This is a genomic window from Streptomyces sp. NPDC127038 (assembly GCF_042725875.1).
Classification (GTDB): domain Bacteria; phylum Actinomycetota; class Actinomycetes; order Streptomycetales; family Streptomycetaceae; genus Streptomyces.
The window spans coordinates 195,979-211,899 of record NZ_JBHXDQ010000005.1; the positions used below are offsets into that span (position 1 = coordinate 195,979).

Annotated in this window: 13 protein-coding genes; 9 read left to right on the forward strand and 4 right to left on the reverse strand. The window is 73.3% G+C overall.

Annotated features, from left to right (window positions below):
• Positions 1-13: 13 nt before the first annotated feature.
• Entirely contained in the window at positions 14-895 is an 882-nt protein-coding gene (locus ACFWI4_RS06120) for an aminoglycoside phosphotransferase family protein (protein WP_387191490.1), read from the reverse strand.
• A 342-nt stretch (positions 896-1,237) separates the two neighbouring features.
• On the opposite strand from ACFWI4_RS06120, the gene ACFWI4_RS06125 reads away from it, so the two are divergent.
• The 3 genes from ACFWI4_RS06125 to ACFWI4_RS06135 all read left to right on the forward strand — a co-directional run bounded on the left by ACFWI4_RS06125 (position 1,238) and on the right by ACFWI4_RS06135 (position 5,601).
• The gene (locus ACFWI4_RS06125) at positions 1,238-2,317 is read left to right on the forward strand and encodes a tetratricopeptide repeat protein (RefSeq protein WP_387191491.1); all 1,080 of its coding nucleotides are present in this window, start codon (positions 1,238-1,240) and stop codon (positions 2,315-2,317) included.
• Positions 2,318-2,439: 122 nt separating this feature from the next.
• A complete protein-coding gene (locus tag ACFWI4_RS06130; RefSeq protein ID WP_387191548.1) occupies positions 2,440-3,510 on the forward strand; it encodes a polyprenyl synthetase family protein in 1,071 nt (356 codons plus the stop codon).
• Between the two features lie 294 nt (positions 3,511-3,804).
• Positions 3,805-5,601 (forward strand): M4 family metallopeptidase, encoded by a 1,797-nt coding sequence (locus tag ACFWI4_RS06135; RefSeq protein WP_387191492.1) that lies wholly within the window; start codon positions 3,805-3,807, stop codon positions 5,599-5,601.
• 65 nt (positions 5,602-5,666) lie between these two features.
• Here ACFWI4_RS06135 and ACFWI4_RS06140 read toward each other — a convergent pair whose 3' ends face one another.
• Positions 5,667-6,344 carry an AIM24 family protein gene (locus ACFWI4_RS06140; RefSeq protein ID WP_387191494.1) on the reverse strand — a complete coding sequence of 226 codons (678 nt, stop codon included), beginning with the start codon at positions 6,342-6,344 and terminating at the stop codon, positions 5,667-5,669.
• Positions 6,345-6,468: 124 nt separating this feature from the next.
• Positions 6,469-7,032 carry an NAD(P)H-dependent oxidoreductase gene (locus tag ACFWI4_RS06145; protein ID WP_387191496.1) on the reverse strand — a complete coding sequence of 188 codons (564 nt, stop codon included), beginning with the start codon at positions 7,030-7,032 and terminating at the stop codon, positions 6,469-6,471.
• A 126-nt stretch (positions 7,033-7,158) separates the two neighbouring features.
• Between ACFWI4_RS06145 and ACFWI4_RS06150 the strand changes: the two genes are divergently transcribed.
• The 6 genes from ACFWI4_RS06150 to ACFWI4_RS06175 all read left to right on the forward strand — a co-directional run bounded on the left by ACFWI4_RS06150 (position 7,159) and on the right by ACFWI4_RS06175 (position 13,773).
• Complete coding sequence (locus tag ACFWI4_RS06150; protein ID WP_387191498.1) at positions 7,159-7,821, forward strand: TetR/AcrR family transcriptional regulator; 663 nt, start codon at positions 7,159-7,161, stop codon at positions 7,819-7,821.
• Between the two features lie 33 nt (positions 7,822-7,854).
• Positions 7,855-8,982, forward strand: coding sequence for a sulfite oxidase (locus ACFWI4_RS06155; RefSeq protein WP_387191500.1), 1,128 nt, complete (start codon positions 7,855-7,857; stop codon positions 8,980-8,982).
• Positions 8,983-9,101: 119 nt separating this feature from the next.
• On the forward strand, positions 9,102-9,788 hold the full coding sequence (locus tag ACFWI4_RS06160; RefSeq protein ID WP_387191502.1) for a FadR/GntR family transcriptional regulator: 687 nt from the start codon (positions 9,102-9,104) through the stop codon (positions 9,786-9,788).
• On the forward strand, positions 9,785-11,167 hold the full coding sequence (locus ACFWI4_RS06165) for a hypothetical protein (protein WP_387191504.1): 1,383 nt from the start codon (positions 9,785-9,787) through the stop codon (positions 11,165-11,167). Before ACFWI4_RS06160 ends, ACFWI4_RS06165 begins: the two co-directional genes overlap by 4 nt.
• Positions 11,164-13,008, forward strand: coding sequence for a GMC family oxidoreductase N-terminal domain-containing protein (locus tag ACFWI4_RS06170; RefSeq protein WP_387191506.1), 1,845 nt, complete (start codon positions 11,164-11,166; stop codon positions 13,006-13,008). Before ACFWI4_RS06165 ends, ACFWI4_RS06170 begins: the two co-directional genes overlap by 4 nt.
• A 135-nt stretch (positions 13,009-13,143) precedes the next feature.
• Entirely contained in the window at positions 13,144-13,773 is a 630-nt protein-coding gene (locus ACFWI4_RS06175) for a hypothetical protein (RefSeq protein WP_385396725.1), read from the forward strand.
• 66 nt (positions 13,774-13,839) lie between these two features.
• On the opposite strand, the gene ACFWI4_RS06180 is transcribed toward ACFWI4_RS06175, so the two are convergent.
• On the reverse strand, positions 13,840-15,669 hold the full coding sequence (locus ACFWI4_RS06180) for a coagulation factor 5/8 type domain-containing protein (protein ID WP_387191508.1): 1,830 nt from the start codon (positions 15,667-15,669) through the stop codon (positions 13,840-13,842).
• Between the last annotated feature and the right edge of the window lie 252 nt (positions 15,670-15,921).

Consider the following 15,921-nt stretch of genomic DNA (forward strand, 5'->3'; position numbering starts at 1 on the left):
CGGCGCCCTCCGGTCACGAGTCCCGCTGTTCCGCCAGCACTTCGCGGATCACGCGGGTGGCGTTGGCCGCGATCGCCGGGTTCGTGTCGCGGTAGTGCGGGAGTTGGACGAGCGCCATGGACAGGGCCCAGCCGCGTCCCCGTGCCCAGCCCGCGTCGTCGGCCCCGGCCGCGTCCCGGAAGACGGGCCTCGCCGCGGCCGGCAGGAGGTTCCAGGCCGGGATGAGGTCGCAGGCGGGATCTCCGGTGCCGAACGTGGCGAAGTCGAGGACGGCCGCCAGACGGCCCTCGCGGACCAGCAGGTTCATCGGCATCAGGTCCGAGTGGAGCCAGCGCGGCGGCCCCGTCCACCGCGGTGCCGCCAGCGCCTCCTCCCAGGCCGCGGTCGCGGCGCCGGTGTCGACGCTGCCGCGCAGGTCGGCGATCGCCGAGCGCGTCCCGCCGTCCACCGCGGACAGCGGCGTGCCGCGGTAGGCGGGCGGACCGCCGGGCAGGTCGATCTCGCGCAGCGCGGCGACGAACACGCCCAGATCGGCGGCCAGTTGCCGCGCGTCGGTCAGGGCGTCGGGCACCGGAGCGTCGCCGTCGAGCCAGCGCAGGACGGACCAGTGCCAGGGGTAGCCGGGGGTGGGGGTGCCGAGGCCGACGATCTCGGGGACCGGGAAGGGGAGCGCCGCGGCGAGCCGCGGCAGCCACGCGAACTCCTTGGCCGCGTCCTCGGCGGCGTCCGCGATCCGCGGGAGACGGACGACCAGGTCGTCGCCGAGGCGGTAGAGGGCGTTGACCGTTCCGGCCGATGGCACCCGTCTCAGCGGCAGTCGGGCCCAGCGGGGGAACTGCTCGGCCAGCAGACGCCGTACGAGCGAACCGCCGATCCGCCTCTCACCTGCGCGCATGAGGGGTGGGGCCAACGCGGGCCTGCCTTCCGTGAGATGGGGTGCGTCTTCGCCATCCTGGGTTCCTTCCCGGCCGCCGTGCAACGTGTTTGCGGCCGGCAGGCAACCTCCCGTGCCCGATCGCCGTCTTGATCGGCAACGGGCGCGTGGCACGCGGTCCCCCATGGAGCATCCCTTCGCGGATGACGGCCGGGCGCGCTATACCCCTTGCGTATACATGCCGTGTATACGCTGAGTGTATAGCTGATCGCCGGACGTCACCGCCTCCAAGGAGTCGACTACAGCATCACCACCGGGCCGGTCCCCCCGCACGGGCCGACGGTGGCGGACGGAAAGGCACTCATGTACGGCAAGGCCTTCGCCCCTGAATACCAGGGCTCTTTGACCACCCTGTCGGTGAACTCCTCGCTGACCGACGTCCTCGCGGCGGGCACCGAACAGCTGCGCGCCGCCGAGCGCGCCGGGGCCCGCGCCGAGGCCGCCCGCTCCGGCCTCGCGGTCGCCGAGGCGCACCGGCGCCTCGGACAGGTGGCGGACGCCGACCGTGCCTGGAAGGCGAGCTACCGCAGCGCCCGGGAGGCCGGCGACGGCGCCGCGATGGCGTGGGCGCTGTGGAGCGGCGGCACCCTGGCCCGCCAGCGCGGAGCGTTCCCGCTGGCGTGGCGGCTGCTGCGGCTGGCCGCCGAACTCGGCGGACGGGCCGGGGACGTCGTGGTGCGCGGCTACTCCCTGGCCGGCATGGCGGAGACCGGCCGCATCCAGGGCGACTACGCCGCCGTGACGTCGCTGCACGAGCAGCTGCTGGCCGAGGCCCGCAAGCGCGGCGAGGCCCGGCACACGGTCTGGGCCCTGGAGGGCATCGCCCAGATCCACCGCAACACCGGCGCGTACGACACCGCCTACGCGATGTTCGAGGAGGCGGCCGGGATAGCCGCCGGCGCCGAGGACCGCCGTGGCCACGCCTGGGCACTGCGCGGACTCGCGGACATCGTCTCCGTGCGCGACGGCGACACCGGCCGCGCACTGGATTTGCTGAGCGAGGCCGAGGTCTCCTGCCGCGCGATGAACCTGTCCGGCGCGCTCGCCTACAACCACAAGATGCGCGGCAACGTCCTCTACCGCGCCGGGCGTTACGAGCAGGCCCGCGAGGTGTACGCGGGTGCCCTCGCGGAGTTCGAGGCGATGAGCGAGCCGCGCGGCACGGCCCTGTCCCGCCTCGGACTGGTCAAGTCCCTCGCCCGCCTCGGCCGTGACGCCGCCGAAACCGCCGCCGACCTGGACGAGTTGGCTGTGCTGCTGGACGGCATCGGGCTGCGGCACGCCCACCGGATGGTCGAACGGGCCCGGACGGAGCTCGGGTTGGCGCGAGCGGGGACCGAGCCCGGGGCGACGGCCGGGACCGGCCGGACGGAGGCCGCGTGATGACGTCGACGGCCCTCGGCATCTTTCCCGATCCGCCGGTTCCCCCGGTTCCGCACGTCCGAAGCGTCCCGCCGATACCGACGGACGCGGACTCCCCGACGGACGCGGACTCTCCGAAGGCCATGGACTCCCCGAAGGCCATGGACTTCCGGACGGCGCCGGCCGACCCGGACTCCGCGCCGGACGCCGCCCAGGTCCTGCGCCGCTGCCGCGAACTCGTGACCCCCGCCCTGTCGGAGGCGATCGGCACACTGCATCCCTGGCTGGCCGAGATGGCCCGGTACGCGCTCGGCCACTGCGAGGTCGGCGGCGCCCCTGCCGCCCACGGCCGGGGCAAGGGAGTGCGGCAGGCTCTCGCCGTCCTCGGGGCGGAGATCGTCTCGGGTCCGGCCCGCGCGGGGGTGCCCGCCGCCGTCGCGGTGGAACTCGTGCACGTCTTCTCCCTGCTCCACGACGACATCATGGACGGTGACGCGCTCCGCCGCGGACGCCCGGCCGTGTGGAAGGCGTACGGCACCGGCCCGGCCGTCCTCGCGGGCGACGGGCTGTTCGCCCTCGCCGTCGAGACCGTGGCCCTCACCCCGCAAGCCGGTTCCGCCGTGCGGCAGTTGACCACCGCGCTCGGTGATCTGGTCCGCGGCCAGGCGGACGACCTGCTGTTCGCCGACCGGCCCTGGACCGGTCCCGGCGCGGTCGGTCAGGCGGAGTACGAGGCGATGGCCGAGCGCAAGACCGGAGCGCTGCTCGGCTGCGCCCTGGCTCTGGGCGCCCGGCTGGCCGGAGCGCCGGACCGGGCGGTGACCGTCCTGGACCGCGCGGGACGCCATCTCGGTGTCGCCTTCCAGATCGCCGACGACGTGCTGGGCATCTGGGGCGATCCGTCGGTCACCGGCAAGCCCGTCCACAGCGACCTGCGGCAGGGCAAGAAGACCCTGCCGGTCCTCGCGGCGCTCGGCGGGGCCGGGTACGGCGAACTGGAGGAACTCCTGGAGCTCTCGGACGAGTTGGACGAGGCGGGAGTCCGCCGCGCGACGGCCCTGGTCGAGCGGGCCGGGGGCCGGGCGGCCGCCGTGCGCGAGGCGCGCCGCCATCTGGCCGCGGCGGACACGCTCCTGGCGGGACTGCCGCTCGCCCCCGGGCCCGCCGCGGAACTCCACCTGATGCTGTCCGCCCTCGCCGACCGCACCATCTGATCCGTTCGCGCCCCCGATCCGTTCGCGCCCCCGAGCCCTCGTGCACCCCGTTCCCGTCCTCGGCACGGTCCCGCCCTCGCCCCGGTCCCGCACTCGGCACGGTCCGTTCCGGCCACGGACCGGGCGGGATCCGTGCGACCTCGGTCACATGCGTACGAAGATCGGCCTCTTCAGGCAACCGTCCCATTCCCCCGCACATCTGTCCGGTCGGGAACCGACAGCCCCCGTGGTGCGCAACAGCATCGCGCCGTAAGGCGGTTGGTGACCCCGGCCGCCCCTGTGCAAAGGAACTCTGTGCGTAGACCCCACATACGCCGTGTGGCGATAGCCGTCGCCGTGACGACGGCCGCCACGATCCCCGGTACCGCCTTCGCGTCCGCGCCCGGCGGCCCCGCCCTCGCCGCGGTCCAGGCCGCGTCGCCGGTGGCCGCGGCCAGGGCGGCGGCGTTCGCGCACGCCTCGGCCACGGGTGTCACCGACGGCGACACCCTGCGGGCCAAGGACGTGATGACGGACCCGGACGGAAAGCAGCACGTCCGCTTCGTCCGCACCCACCGGGGCCTCCCGGTCCTCGGCGGCGACCTGGTCGTCCACCTCGGCAGGCGCGGCGAGTACCTGGGCGTGACCCGGGCCGCCGACCACGTGGTCAAGCCGTCCACCGTCGAGGCGCAGCTGACGCCCGAGCAGGCGGAGCGCAAGGCCGAGACCGTGGCGAAGGGCGACGCGGGCACCGCCCAGCTCGTCGTCGACGCCCGCGACGGCGCCGCCGCCCTCGCCTACCAGGTGCTCGTGACGGACAGCGACACCACGCAGGCGGGGCAGTCGAGCACGGTCGTCGTGGACGCCCGTACCGGCCGGATCCGCAGCAACACCCCGAACAGCGACGAGTTCATCTCACCGTCCCTGGCCGCCGCGCTGCGCGAGCGCGGCGAGAGCGCGACCCCGCAGACCGGCACGTCCCCCGCCGCGGCGCCGTCCGGTCTCACGAGCGCCGCCGCCGGCCACTACCCGGCCACCGCCACCGGCAGCGGCGCCTCCCTGTTCGCGGGCAAGGTGGCGCTGACCACCACCCGGACCGCGCGGACCAGCTATCTGCTCAAGGACCCGACCCGGTGGAACACCGAGACCCGGGACGCCAAGGGCCAGGAGCTGGAGTCCTTCGCGCGGGGCAAGGCGTTCACCGACGGCGACAACAAGTGGGGCACCGGCACCACTTCGGCCCGCACCACCGCCGCCGTCGACGCCCAGTACGGCATCACCCAGACCCTGGACTTCTACAAGAAGGCCTTCGGCCGCAAGGGCATCAAGAACAACAGCGCCGGTGCCAAGGGAATGGTCCACTTCGGCAGCAAGGTCGGCAACGCGTTCTGGGACTCGACGTGCGGCTGCATGCTGTACGGCGACGGGGACGGCGATCTGTTCAAGAAGCCGCTCGTCGTCCTCGACGTCACCGGCCACGAGCTGACCCACGGCGTCGTCGACGCGACCGCGGCCCTCGAACCCACCCGCGTGGACAACGACGGCAACCAGTTCGGCGAGCCCGGCGCGCTGAACGAGTCGCTGGCCGACATCTTCGGCTCGAACGTCGAGTTCTCGGCGAACAACCCGAAGAACCCGCCGAACTACCTGGTGGGGGAGAAGCTGGGCCTCGCCCAGAAGTTCCTGCGCCGCCTCGACCACCCGTCCCTCGACCGGCTCGAGGAGACGATCGACTACTGGTCGCCCGCCGCGTACGACACCGAGGTGCACGCCGGCTCCGGCGTCTCCTCGCACGCGTTCTACCTGCTCGCCGAGGGCAGCGGACGCAAGACGATCAACGGCGTGACGTACGACTCGCCGACGTTCGACGGTTCGCGGGTGACCGGCATCGGCCGTACCAAGGCCACCGCCATCTTCTACCGGGCGCTCACCCGTTACATGGTCTCCACGACCGACTTCCACGACGCCCGGACGGCCACGCTCAAGGCCGCCACCGACATGTACGGCGCGAACAGCACCGAGTACAGGACGGTGGACGCGGCGTGGGCCGCCGTCAACGTGACGGCGGCCAACACCCCGGCTCCTCCGGCCCCGCCGGCCGCCGGTCACTGACCACCGGTCCGGAGCACGGCACAGGGGCCCCGCCGTCCGGCGGGGCCCCTGCGGCGTTTCCCGGGTCAGTGCTGCTGCGTCTTCTGGGGCGTCGCCTCGCTGGGGCGAACGACGACGCAGCCCTCGCCCTCCAGCTTCAGCTGCACCGCCTCGCCCGAGCCTCCTCGGATCATCGAGCCGATCGACTGCGAGCGGTGCAGCGAGGTGCGCAGCTGCGCCGTCCAGCCGACGACCGCGTCGGTGTCGACGAACACCGGCTGCTGGTGGGAGACGGGAATGACGAGCGGGTTGCCCTCGCATATCAGGCCCAGGCTGCCGTGGCCGGTGAAGACGCTGTTGAACAGGCCTCCGCCGGTGATGCCGGCGCCCTTCACGGTCTTGATCTCGTACGACAGGGAGGCGTCGAAGCACAGCACGTTGCGGCCGTTGACGGTGAACACGTCGCCGGGTTCGATGCCCACGATGAAACAGTTCTGGGCCTCGTGCGCGAACCAGGCCTCGCCCTGCCCGCGGACGGTCATCAGCGGAAGTCCCTCACCGGTGACCGCGCGCTTGAGCATGCCGCCCACGCCCTGGCCCTTGCGCTCGAACTGGAGACTGCCCCGGTAGGCGACCATCGCGCCCTGGCGCGCGAACATCTCGCCCTGGACTGTGTACTTGATGGACTTGGCGTTCTGGACGGTCATGCCCGCCGCCACGGCCGGCTGCACCATGTGGTCGCTGGAAAAGAGATCGCTCTTCATGCGGGCATCCTGTCGCGGAGGGTGACGCTCCGCCAGAGCCGTGGCGATCTTGGGACGTACGGTGACCGAGTCACGACACGCCGAGGGCCGGCCCGGGTGACCGGACCGGCCCAGGAACGGGTCGTCAGGCGGCGGCAGGGGCCTCGACGTGGCCGTGCAGCCGGTTCAGGACCTCGGAGAGCTGCTCCGCGACCTCGGCGTCGTCGGCGGGGTGCGTCTCGGCGAAGCGGACCACGGAGCCGGGGACGGAGAGCTTGACGTCCTCCAGCACGGTGCCGCCGGCGATGCCCACGGCCTTGCGGGCCTCGTCCTGCGCCCACACGCCGCCGAACTGGCCGTACGCGGTGCCGACCACGACGACGGGCTTGCCGGTGAAGGCGCCGGCGCCGTACGGGCGGGACAGCCAGTCGATGGCGTTCTTCAGGACGGCCGGGATGGTGCCGTTGTACTCGGGCGAGAAGAGCAGGAACGCGTCGGCCGAACCGGCCGCGGCGCGAAGGCGGGCAGCGGCGGCGGGGACGTCGCCCTCGACGTCGATGTCCTCGTTGTAGAAGGGGACCTCGGCCAGGCCTTCGAAGATCTCGACCTCGGCGCCCTCCGGAGCGAGCTTGACGGCCGCCTCGGCGAGCTGGCGGTTGTGGGAACCGGCGCGCAGGCTGCCGACGAGCGCGAGGATGCGTACGGACATGGAAATCTCCTGGGGGGCTGGAAACGCTGAAACACTGCCGTAATAAAACGGACCGAAGTCCGCTTAAGGTCTATCACTCAAGCGGACCGCAGTCCAGTTGTCCTCGGATGCCGTTACGCTGGCTTCATGTCCCAGCCATCTCCGCCGTTCCCGGGGCGACCGGAATCGTTCGACGAGCCCGTCCTCATGCAGCTCACAGCGCCCGAGGACGCCCCGCTGCGCGCCGACGCGGCCCGTAATCGCGCGCGCCTGCTGGAGGCCGCGGCGCGGCTGGTCGAGGAGCAGGGAGTGGCCAGGCTCACCATGGAAGGCGTCGCCTGCGCGGCGGCCGTGGGCAAGGGGACCGTCTTCCGGCGCTTCGGCGACCGCACCGGGCTGCTGATGGCGCTGCTCGACCACACCGAGAAGAGCTTCCAGGACGCGTTCATCAGCGGTCCGGCCCCGCTCGGGCCGGGAGCCCCTCCGGTGGAGCGCCTGCACGCCTTCGGATGCCAGGCCCTGCGCCTGACCGCGGAACGGCTCGATCTGTACCTCGCCGCCGAACCCGAGGTCACCCGCCGCTTCGCCTCGGCGCCGTACCGCGTCCGCTTCATGCACGTGTGCATGCTGCTGCGGCAGACGAACCCGGGACCGGACACGGACATCGAGCTCGTCGCCCAGATCCTCATGGGCTACCTGGACCCCGCGCTGATCGGTCACCTCACCCGCCAGCGCGGCATGCCCGCCGAGCGCCTGGAGGCCGGCTGGCGCGACCTGGTGAACCGCAGCGTCGGGGCCCCTCCCGCCTAGGCGCCCGGCCCCCGGCGGGCGGACAATGGACCCATGGGGCAACGCCTCGAGGACATGAGCGCACCCGCCCGGCTGGCCCGCCCGGACGAGGGCATCAGCACCCAGGAACTGGCCCTCGCCGCCCGGAACCACGGACTGCCGCTGGAGGCCCTGCGGTACGAGGTCACACCGCCCGGGCTGCACTACGTGCTGACCCACTACGACATCCCGTACGCGGACGCGTCCGACTGGCGGCTCGCGATCGGCGGGCGGGTACGGCGCCCCCTGCACCTCGGGGTCGACGAACTGAAGGCGGGTCCCGCGGTCAGACAGCGGGTGACCATGGAGTGCGCGGGCAACGGGCGGGCGCTGCTGACGCCCCGGCCGGTGAGCCAGCCCTGGCTGGTGGAGGCGGTGGGCACCGCCGAGTGGACCGGTGTGCCGCTGCGCGTGCTGCTCACCGAGGCCGGGGTCGAACCGGACGCGGTGGACGTGGTGTTCACCGGAGCCGACCACGGCGTCGAACGCGGGGTCGAGCAGGACTACCAGCGCGCCCTCCCGCTGGACGTGGCGCTCGGCGACGAGCCCGAGGTCCTGGTGGCCTACGCGATGAACGGCGCCCCGCTGCCACCGCAGCACGGGCACCCCCTGCGGCTCGTGGTGCCGGGCTGGTACGGCATGGCGCAGGTCAAGTGGCTCCGCGAGATCACGGTGACGCCCGCGCCGTTCCGGGGGTTCCAGCAGGCGGTGGCCTACCGGCTCCGGCAGGAGGCCGCGGAGGAGGGCGAGCCCGTCACCCGGATCGCCCCGCGCGCGCTGCTGGCCCCGCCGGGCTTCCCCGACTTCATGTCGAGGGAGCGGGCGGTCCGCCCGGGCGCCGTCACCCTGACCGGACGGGCCTGGTCGGGATGCGCGCCGGTGACCGGGGTGGAGGTCAGCACCGACGACGGGCGCACGTGGCACCCGGCCCGCCTGGACCCGCCCGGCACCCATCGCTGGGCCTGGCGCGCCTGGCACCGCACCTGGACGGCGACCCCCGGCCGGCACGTCCTGAGCGCACGCGCCACCGACGCGGACGGACGCACCCAGCCGCTCGACCAGCCGTGGAACCGCGGCGGCTTCGTGAACAACCTCGTCCAACGGGTCCCCGTGCTGTGCCTGGATGCCGACGGCGAGAGCTGAAGCCGCCCTGAGCGAGAGGCAACTCGCTTTGCGGCAAGCCGGGTTGAAGGGGTTGACCCCGGTCGGCCGCGACTGGTTCAGTGGCTCATCCACTCAGCCATCGGCCCGGAGGGGGAAACGTGGAGGCTCTGCCCCGCGAGACCATCGTGGACGTCCTGGAGGACCGACTGCGCACCGACATCCTCGACGGCCGTCATCCGGCGGGGAGTTACCTCCCTCCGGAACGGCGCCTCGCCGACGGGTACGGCGTCACCCGCACCACGCTCAAGCACGCCTTCGGACGACTCGTACAGGCCGGTCTGCTGGAGACCCGGCACGGAGTGGGCACCCGCGTACGGGACTTCGCCCGCCTCGGCGGAGCGGACCTCCTGCCCATGCTCGTACGGCACGACTCCGCCTGGGTGCACGAGGTGTTCGAAGTGCGGCGCGGGGTCGGTGCGTCGATCGCCGAGCGCGCCGCCGAGCGCGCCACCCGCGCCCAGCGCGCCGAACTGAGCGCGCTGCTCGCGGCCGTGGCACGGGCCGAGGGCGCCGACGCGGTCCAGCTGGCCGATGTCGAGGTGCACCGCGCCCTGGCCCGCGCCACCGGCAACCGCGTCTACGTCCTGCTCACGAACACGCTGTTCAACGCCTACCTGCCGGTCCGCACCCTGCTGAACGGCCCCTTCACCGACCCCGAGACCGCCCACCGCAGGCTCGCACCGGTCGTGGAGGCCGTCACCGCCGGGGACGCCCGCCGCGCCCGCGAGGCGGCCGGAACCTATCTGCGGGAGACGGAACGCATCATGCTGGAGGGCCTCGCGTGAGGGGCACGGAGTTCACGGAGACGATGCTCGGAACCGTCCGCCTCGACGCGGAACCGGGGGAGCGGCGCGTCCGGCTCGACCTGCGCGCCACCGCCGACCGCGTGCTGCTGCCGCACCGGACCACCACGGCCCGCCTGACCGGCCGCGTACGCATCGCCGGCCGCGCCGACGACCCGCGCGCCGAGGGCGAGTTGGAGGTGTCACCGATCGCCCGGCGACGCATCCGCTACCGCCTCGCGTTCACCGCCGGAGGGCGCCGACTCACCTTGGACGGCTGGAAGTCGGTGACCCCCCGCCGCCCGCTCACCTCGATGACCGTGCTGCCGTTCACCCTGTACGAGGACGGGGCGCGGGTGGGCGCAGGGGTGCTGCGTTTCCCCCTGGCCACCGGCCTTCTGCCCTTCCTCCTCGGCTTCCGCTTCCCGCGCCGCGAGGACTCCGCGGAGCACACGGCCCCGCGCTGGAACGGAGCCCCGGGCCGCACCGAGGTCTGGTACACCACCCTCACCGACCCGGCCACCGGCACCGGGGTCTGGCTGCACCACGAACTCACCGCCCCCGCCGACGGATCCGAGCCGTTCGCCCATGGCTGGGCCGCCGTCTTCCCCCGCGAGGGCGAGGTACGGCACACCCGCTTCGGACCCGTCCCCTGGACCCGGCCGGCCGACGGATTCACGGTCGATGACGTCACCCACACGCCCGGCCGGCTCACCGGCAGCGCCGGCGACTTCCACTGGAAACTCCTCGAACAGCCCCAAGGGCCACCGCTGTTCACCTTCCCCCGCTGGTCCTGGCGCCGCCCCCTCCTGCCCGCGGCCCAGATGCTGCCGGCCGCCCGCGCCACCTACGAGGGCGAACTCTCGTACGGGGGAACGACCTTGCACCTGCGCGACGCACCCGGAGCGTCCGCCCGTATCTACGGCCACGGCAACGCGCACCGCTGGTCCTGGCTGCACGCCGACCTCGGGGACGGAGACGTCCTGGAGATCGTCGCCGCCGTCTCGACCCGGCCGGCGCTGCGCCGCCTCCCCCCGCTCGTCTTCCTGCGCCTGCGCCGCGACGGCCGCACCTGGCCACGGCGGCCGGAACGCCCGGCGATCGGCCTGCTGGGAGGCGGACGCTTCCGGGCCTCCTTCGGCCTGCCCACCTGGACCGTCACCGGCCGGACGGCCCTGCGCCGCATCCGCGTCGAGGTCCACCAGCCCCCCGAGCGGACCCTCACCCTGGAGTACCGCGACCCGGACGGCGCCCGCGCCCTCTGCCGCAACAGCGAGTCCGCCGACGCCCGCGTCGTCCTGGAACGCTGGTGGGGCCGCTGGCGCCCCGAAGCCACCTGGACCCTCGACGGCACCGCGCACGCCGAGGCGGGCGAACGGTGACCGCCGACGGGCTCGTCGCCGCGCTCCTCGCCGACGACGGCACCACCGCGTGGCCCGCCCGGGTACCGCATCGCCTCCACTCCGTGCTCGCCGCACTGCCCGGCCCCGCCCGCGCCGGGGTGCGCACCGCCGCGGCCGCCCTCGACACGTACGCCCTGGTCCGCACCGGACGACGCCTGGTGGCGCTCCGCCCCGACGAACGCGAGGCCGTGCTCGGCTCACTGGCATCCCGGCCCCGGCTCGCCCCGCTCCTCGACCTCCTGAAGGTCCCCGTCCTGCTGGCCGCCGGCACCGAACGGACCTGGACCGCGCCCGCCTCCTCACCCGCCCCCGCGGATCCGCCCCTCGACTGCGTCCCGGCCGAGGAATGGCCCGCCCGTACCACCGCCGACGCGGTCGTCGTCGGCTCAGGGGCGGGCGGCGCCATGGCCGCGCGCACCCTCGCCCGCGCCGGACTGAGCGTCCTCGTCCTGGAGGAGGGCAGGCACCACCCGACGGCCTCCTTCGCCCGCAGGGCTCCCCTGGACCGGTTCACCGAGCTCTACCGCGACGGCGGCGCCACCGTGGCCCTCGGGAGACCACCGGTCCTGCTGCCGACCGGCCGGGCCGTCGGCGGCACCACCGTCGTCAACTCCGGCACCTGCTACCGCACCCCGGACCACGTCCTCGCCCGCTGGCGCGACACCTTCGGCTTCGGGCCCGCCGACCGTTTCGGGCCCCTCCTCGACGAGGTCGAACGCACCCTGCGCGTGGCACCACAGCCCCTCGACGTCCTCGGCGGCAACGGTCTGCTCGCCCTCGCGGGCGCCGGACGCCTCGGCTGGCGGGCCGCCCCGCTGCGCCGCAACGCCCCCGGCTGCAAGGGCTCGTGCCAGTGCGTCGTCGGCTGCCCCACCGGAGCCAAACAGAGCGTCCAGCTCTCCGTCCTGCCCGACGCCTGCGCCGCCGGCGCCAGGATCGTCACCGGCGCGAGGGTCCACCGCATCCTCCTCGACCACGACGTGCCCGGCCCGCCCCGCGCCGCCGGGGTCCGGGCACACCGCCCCGACGGCAGCCGGCTGGAGATCCTCAGCCCCCTCGTCGTGACGGCGGCCGGCGCCCTGCGGACCCCGCCGCTGCTGCGCCGCTCCGGCCTCGGCGGACACCCCCGTCTGGGCCGCAACCTCAGCGTGCACCCGGCCACCAGCGTCGCCGGACGCTTCACCGAACCGGTGACGGCCTGGCGGGGCGTGCTCCAGAGCGTGGGCGTCGAGGAACTCCACGCCCAGGGAATCCTCGTCGAGGCGACCGCGAGCCCGCCCGGCATGAGCAGCTTCGTCCTGCCCGGCCTCGGCCGGGAACTGCGGGCCGAACTGGAGGCGTCGGACCATCTGGCCACCCTCGGCGCCATGATCGCCGACCGCCCCTCCGGGCGGGTCGGCAGCCGGAACGGCACGCTCGTCCGCTACGACCTCGACCCGCGCGACGGCGACCGCCTGATGACCGCCGTCCGCGCCATGGCCCGGCTGCTGTTCGCCGCCGGGGCGACGGAGGTCCTGACCGGGATCCCCCGCGCCCCCCGCGCCCGCTCACTGGACGCGCTCGACGAACTGCTCACCTCGGTGGGCCCGCGCGACCTCCATGTGTCCGCGTTCCACCCGACGGGCACGGTGGCCGCGGGAGCCGATCCCCAGCGGGCACCCGCCGACCCCGAGGGCGGGCTCCGCGGTGTCCGCGGGGTCCTGGTCGCGGACGGCTCGGTCCTGCCGGGCTGCCCGGAGGTCAACCCGCAGCTGAGCATCATGGCCGCGGCCCTCGCGGTCACGGACGCGTGGCTCGACGGGGCGGGCCACGGGGGCTGATCCGGGCGCGTGCCACCCCAATGGGCCCCCGTGGTTCGCCGTGCCCGGGCGCGGCACGGAGCATGAGGGAGTCCGTACGGCAGGAAAAAGAGGACGAGCCCCCGTGCCCCCGTACGGCAGGAAGAGGCGAGCCCCATGAGCAGACGTGTTCCCCACGGCCGGAGCGGATCCGGGCGGGTCGCTGTCGTGCTGGCCGCGATCGCGTGCGGATCCGCGCTCGTCTCGTGCAGCTCGGACAACGGCGGCGGCAGTTCCACGGCCTCCGTCACCCCGCGGCCCACCCCGCCGAACGCGTCGAACTTCACCGGGACCCCGCCGTCCGCGATCGCCTCGGCGGCCTCCTCGATCATCGGGTCGGCGAGCGCGCAGGCGTCCTCGGCCGCCGCCTCGGTCTCGGCCAGGGCCTCGGAGTTCGCGGCCTCGGTCTCCGCCGACACCGCCCGCGCCTCCGCCACCGCGGAGAAGCAGCTGAAGAACGTCCAGGGCAGCGGCAACGCGACGTCCGAGGTCAAGATGACCGGCCTGCCGACCTCGGAGACCGGCGGACTCCGCGCGGTGCTCGTCACCATCACCAACAACAGCGGCAAGACGGCCTCGTACGCCGTGCAGGTCGACTTCAAGAACCCCGACGGCAAGGTCGTCGAGACGGCGTACGTCGGCAAGGAGAACCTCGCACCCGGCAAGAAGGCGCAGCCGGTCGTGATCAGCCGGCAGCCCGCGCAGCCCCAGCTCACCCCCGTGCTCGTCAAGGCCCAGCGCTACTGACGGACGGCGCACCCGCGTGAGCGGGCTCCAGGGAACGATCTCCCGGAAGCCCGCTCACGGGACGCGTCAGGGATACGAGACCACGGTCGACGGCACCGTGGAGGTGCCCGAGGTCGGCGCCCCGGTGTCGTTGACGACGTGTTCGTACTGCCCGTTGCCGCCGAGCGAGATCACCAGCAGGCCGTGGAACTTCACGCCGGGCCGGTTCGGCGCCGCGAACCCGTGGTGCTGGACGATCGTGGGGTCGACGTCGTAGTAGCAGTAGCTGCCCAGGCCCCAGCCCTCGTGGGCGGTCACCGCGTCGCCGACCTTGTAGGCCGCGTACCCCTTGACGCTCCCGTTCTGGATCGCGGCCTGGTTCGGTGCGTCGTAGGCCTTCTCGTTCTGGAAGAAGATCGTGCGGCCCCGCTCGCCGTACCACTGCACGTCGTACTTGTTGAAGTGCTCGACGAACAGCCCCGTGGCCAGGACGTCGGAGCCGTTGACGCGGATGCCGTAGTCGGCCCGGTTGGTCTCCCAGCCGACGCCGGTGCCGTGGTCGGCGCGCCACACCCAGGTGTGGTCGATGATCGTGTGGCGGCTGTTGACGACCATGCTGGTCGTGGCCTTCCCCGCGCCGGCCCCGCCGATCCGTACGAACACGTCCTGAACGGTGGTCGGGTCGGCCGAGTGGTCGGCGGAGGCCCCGGCGGGTCCGATCTCCAGCAGGGTGGGGGAGTTGACCGGGCCGGCGTCGATCAGGAAGCCGGCCAGCCGGACGCCGTCCACGTCGGCCGTCCTGAGGGCGGTGACCCCGTTGTCGGGGATCAGCGTCGCGTAGCCGAGCCCGAGGACGACGGTTCCCGCGCGGTTGACCTGGATCGGCTGGTCCAGGTGGTAGATCCCCGGCGTCAGCAGCAGATGCAGACCCTGCGCGAGCGCGGCGTTCAGGGTCGCGGCGGTGACGCCGGGCCTGGCCACGTAGAACTGGGCGAGCGGCAGCGACGTACCGCGCGGGGTGCCGTTCCCCCAGGTCGTGCCGCGCGCGTTGACGCGCTTCTCCGGCAGGAACACCCTGTACTCGCTGCCGCTGAGATACAGGAACGGCTTCTCGCGCGAGACCGGTGTGGTGTCGAGCGTGGTGTACGGCGGGTTCGGGAAGGACTGCGCCGGCGCGCCCTGGACGCCGGAGAACACCATGTTCCAGACGGCGTTGACCCACCCGCCGACGGAACTGTCGCGGGTGTACCACTGCTGCTGCGAGTACGGTCCGACGGACCCGTCGATCCGGCTGTCGGCGATGTAGCCGCCGCTGGCCCATCCGTAGCCGTCGGGCGCGAGGTTGAGGCCGCCCTTGACGTGCATACGACGGAACGGAGCGGCCTGCGCGACCGCCCACCGGTTGGTGCCGCTGACCGGGCTGAGGGCGAGGTTCTCCGCCGAACGCCAGAAGTTCTGGGTGGCGTTGCCGTTGAACCAGCCCGCGTCGACCGTGACGTCGCCGTTGATGGTCGTGTCGTCCGGTGACAGGCCGAGGCCGGCGATCGAGGTGTAGAAGCCCAGTTGGGCGTTGAGCCCGCTGTACGTGCCGGGCTTGAACAGGAACGCGTAGCGGCCGTTGCCGAACTGCGCCGACTCCTGCTGCCGGAAGACCTGGTCGAGTTTCGCCTGGATGCCCGCCGTCGACGGGCTGAACACGATGACGTTCGGGCCCAGATCGCCGCCGCCGGGAAGTGCCGCAGCCTTCCGGGCGGACGCCACGGCCGGGGCGGCCGGCTCCGCGGGGGAGGCGGACGCCGGTGACGACAGGGCGAGCAGTCCGGGCGCGGCCGCTCCGGCCGCCATCGCTCCGAGGACGGTGCGCCGCGCGAGGGGGGAACGGCCGGAGTCCGGGGTGTCTGTGGGGGTTTGAGACATGGGGGGCGACTCTCCTGGTTCAGGAAGTGAACGGTGGGAGGTGCGGGGGAGCGCTCTCTCGCCGATGCATGCTTCAGCGAGGTGAACGACGCGTCAAGAGTTGTGACCGGAGTCCCCGAGGTTGTTGCGCAAGGAGAGGGCAACCAGGCGTTGGTTCACCCGATTTCGTAGGGGAATCAGCTCGATTCCCCGGCTCCTGAAGCCCCGTCATTGTGTTCAAGAGGTGAGCGCGGAACGGCTTCGTGATCCTTC

Coding starts and splice junctions, on each gene's coding strand:
- ACFWI4_RS06155 (WP_387191500.1), top strand. CDS start 7,855: ATGGGGCAACGCCTCGAGGACATGAGCGCACCCGCCCGGCTGGCCCGC.
- ACFWI4_RS06120 (WP_387191490.1), bottom strand. CDS start 895: ATGCGCGCAGGTGAGAGGCGGATCGGCGGTTCGCTCGTACGGCGTCTG.
- ACFWI4_RS06150 (WP_387191498.1), top strand. CDS start 7,159: ATGTCCCAGCCATCTCCGCCGTTCCCGGGGCGACCGGAATCGTTCGAC.
- ACFWI4_RS06145 (WP_387191496.1), bottom strand. CDS start 7,032: ATGTCCGTACGCATCCTCGCGCTCGTCGGCAGCCTGCGCGCCGGTTCC.
- ACFWI4_RS06175 (WP_385396725.1), top strand. CDS start 13,144: ATGAGCAGACGTGTTCCCCACGGCCGGAGCGGATCCGGGCGGGTCGCT.
- ACFWI4_RS06125 (WP_387191491.1), top strand. CDS start 1,238: ATGTACGGCAAGGCCTTCGCCCCTGAATACCAGGGCTCTTTGACCACC.
- ACFWI4_RS06180 (WP_387191508.1), bottom strand. CDS start 15,669: ATGTCTCAAACCCCCACAGACACCCCGGACTCCGGCCGTTCCCCCCTC.
- ACFWI4_RS06140 (WP_387191494.1), bottom strand. CDS start 6,344: ATGAAGAGCGATCTCTTTTCCAGCGACCACATGGTGCAGCCGGCCGTG.
- ACFWI4_RS06130 (WP_387191548.1), top strand. CDS start 2,440: ATGGACTCCCCGAAGGCCATGGACTTCCGGACGGCGCCGGCCGACCCG.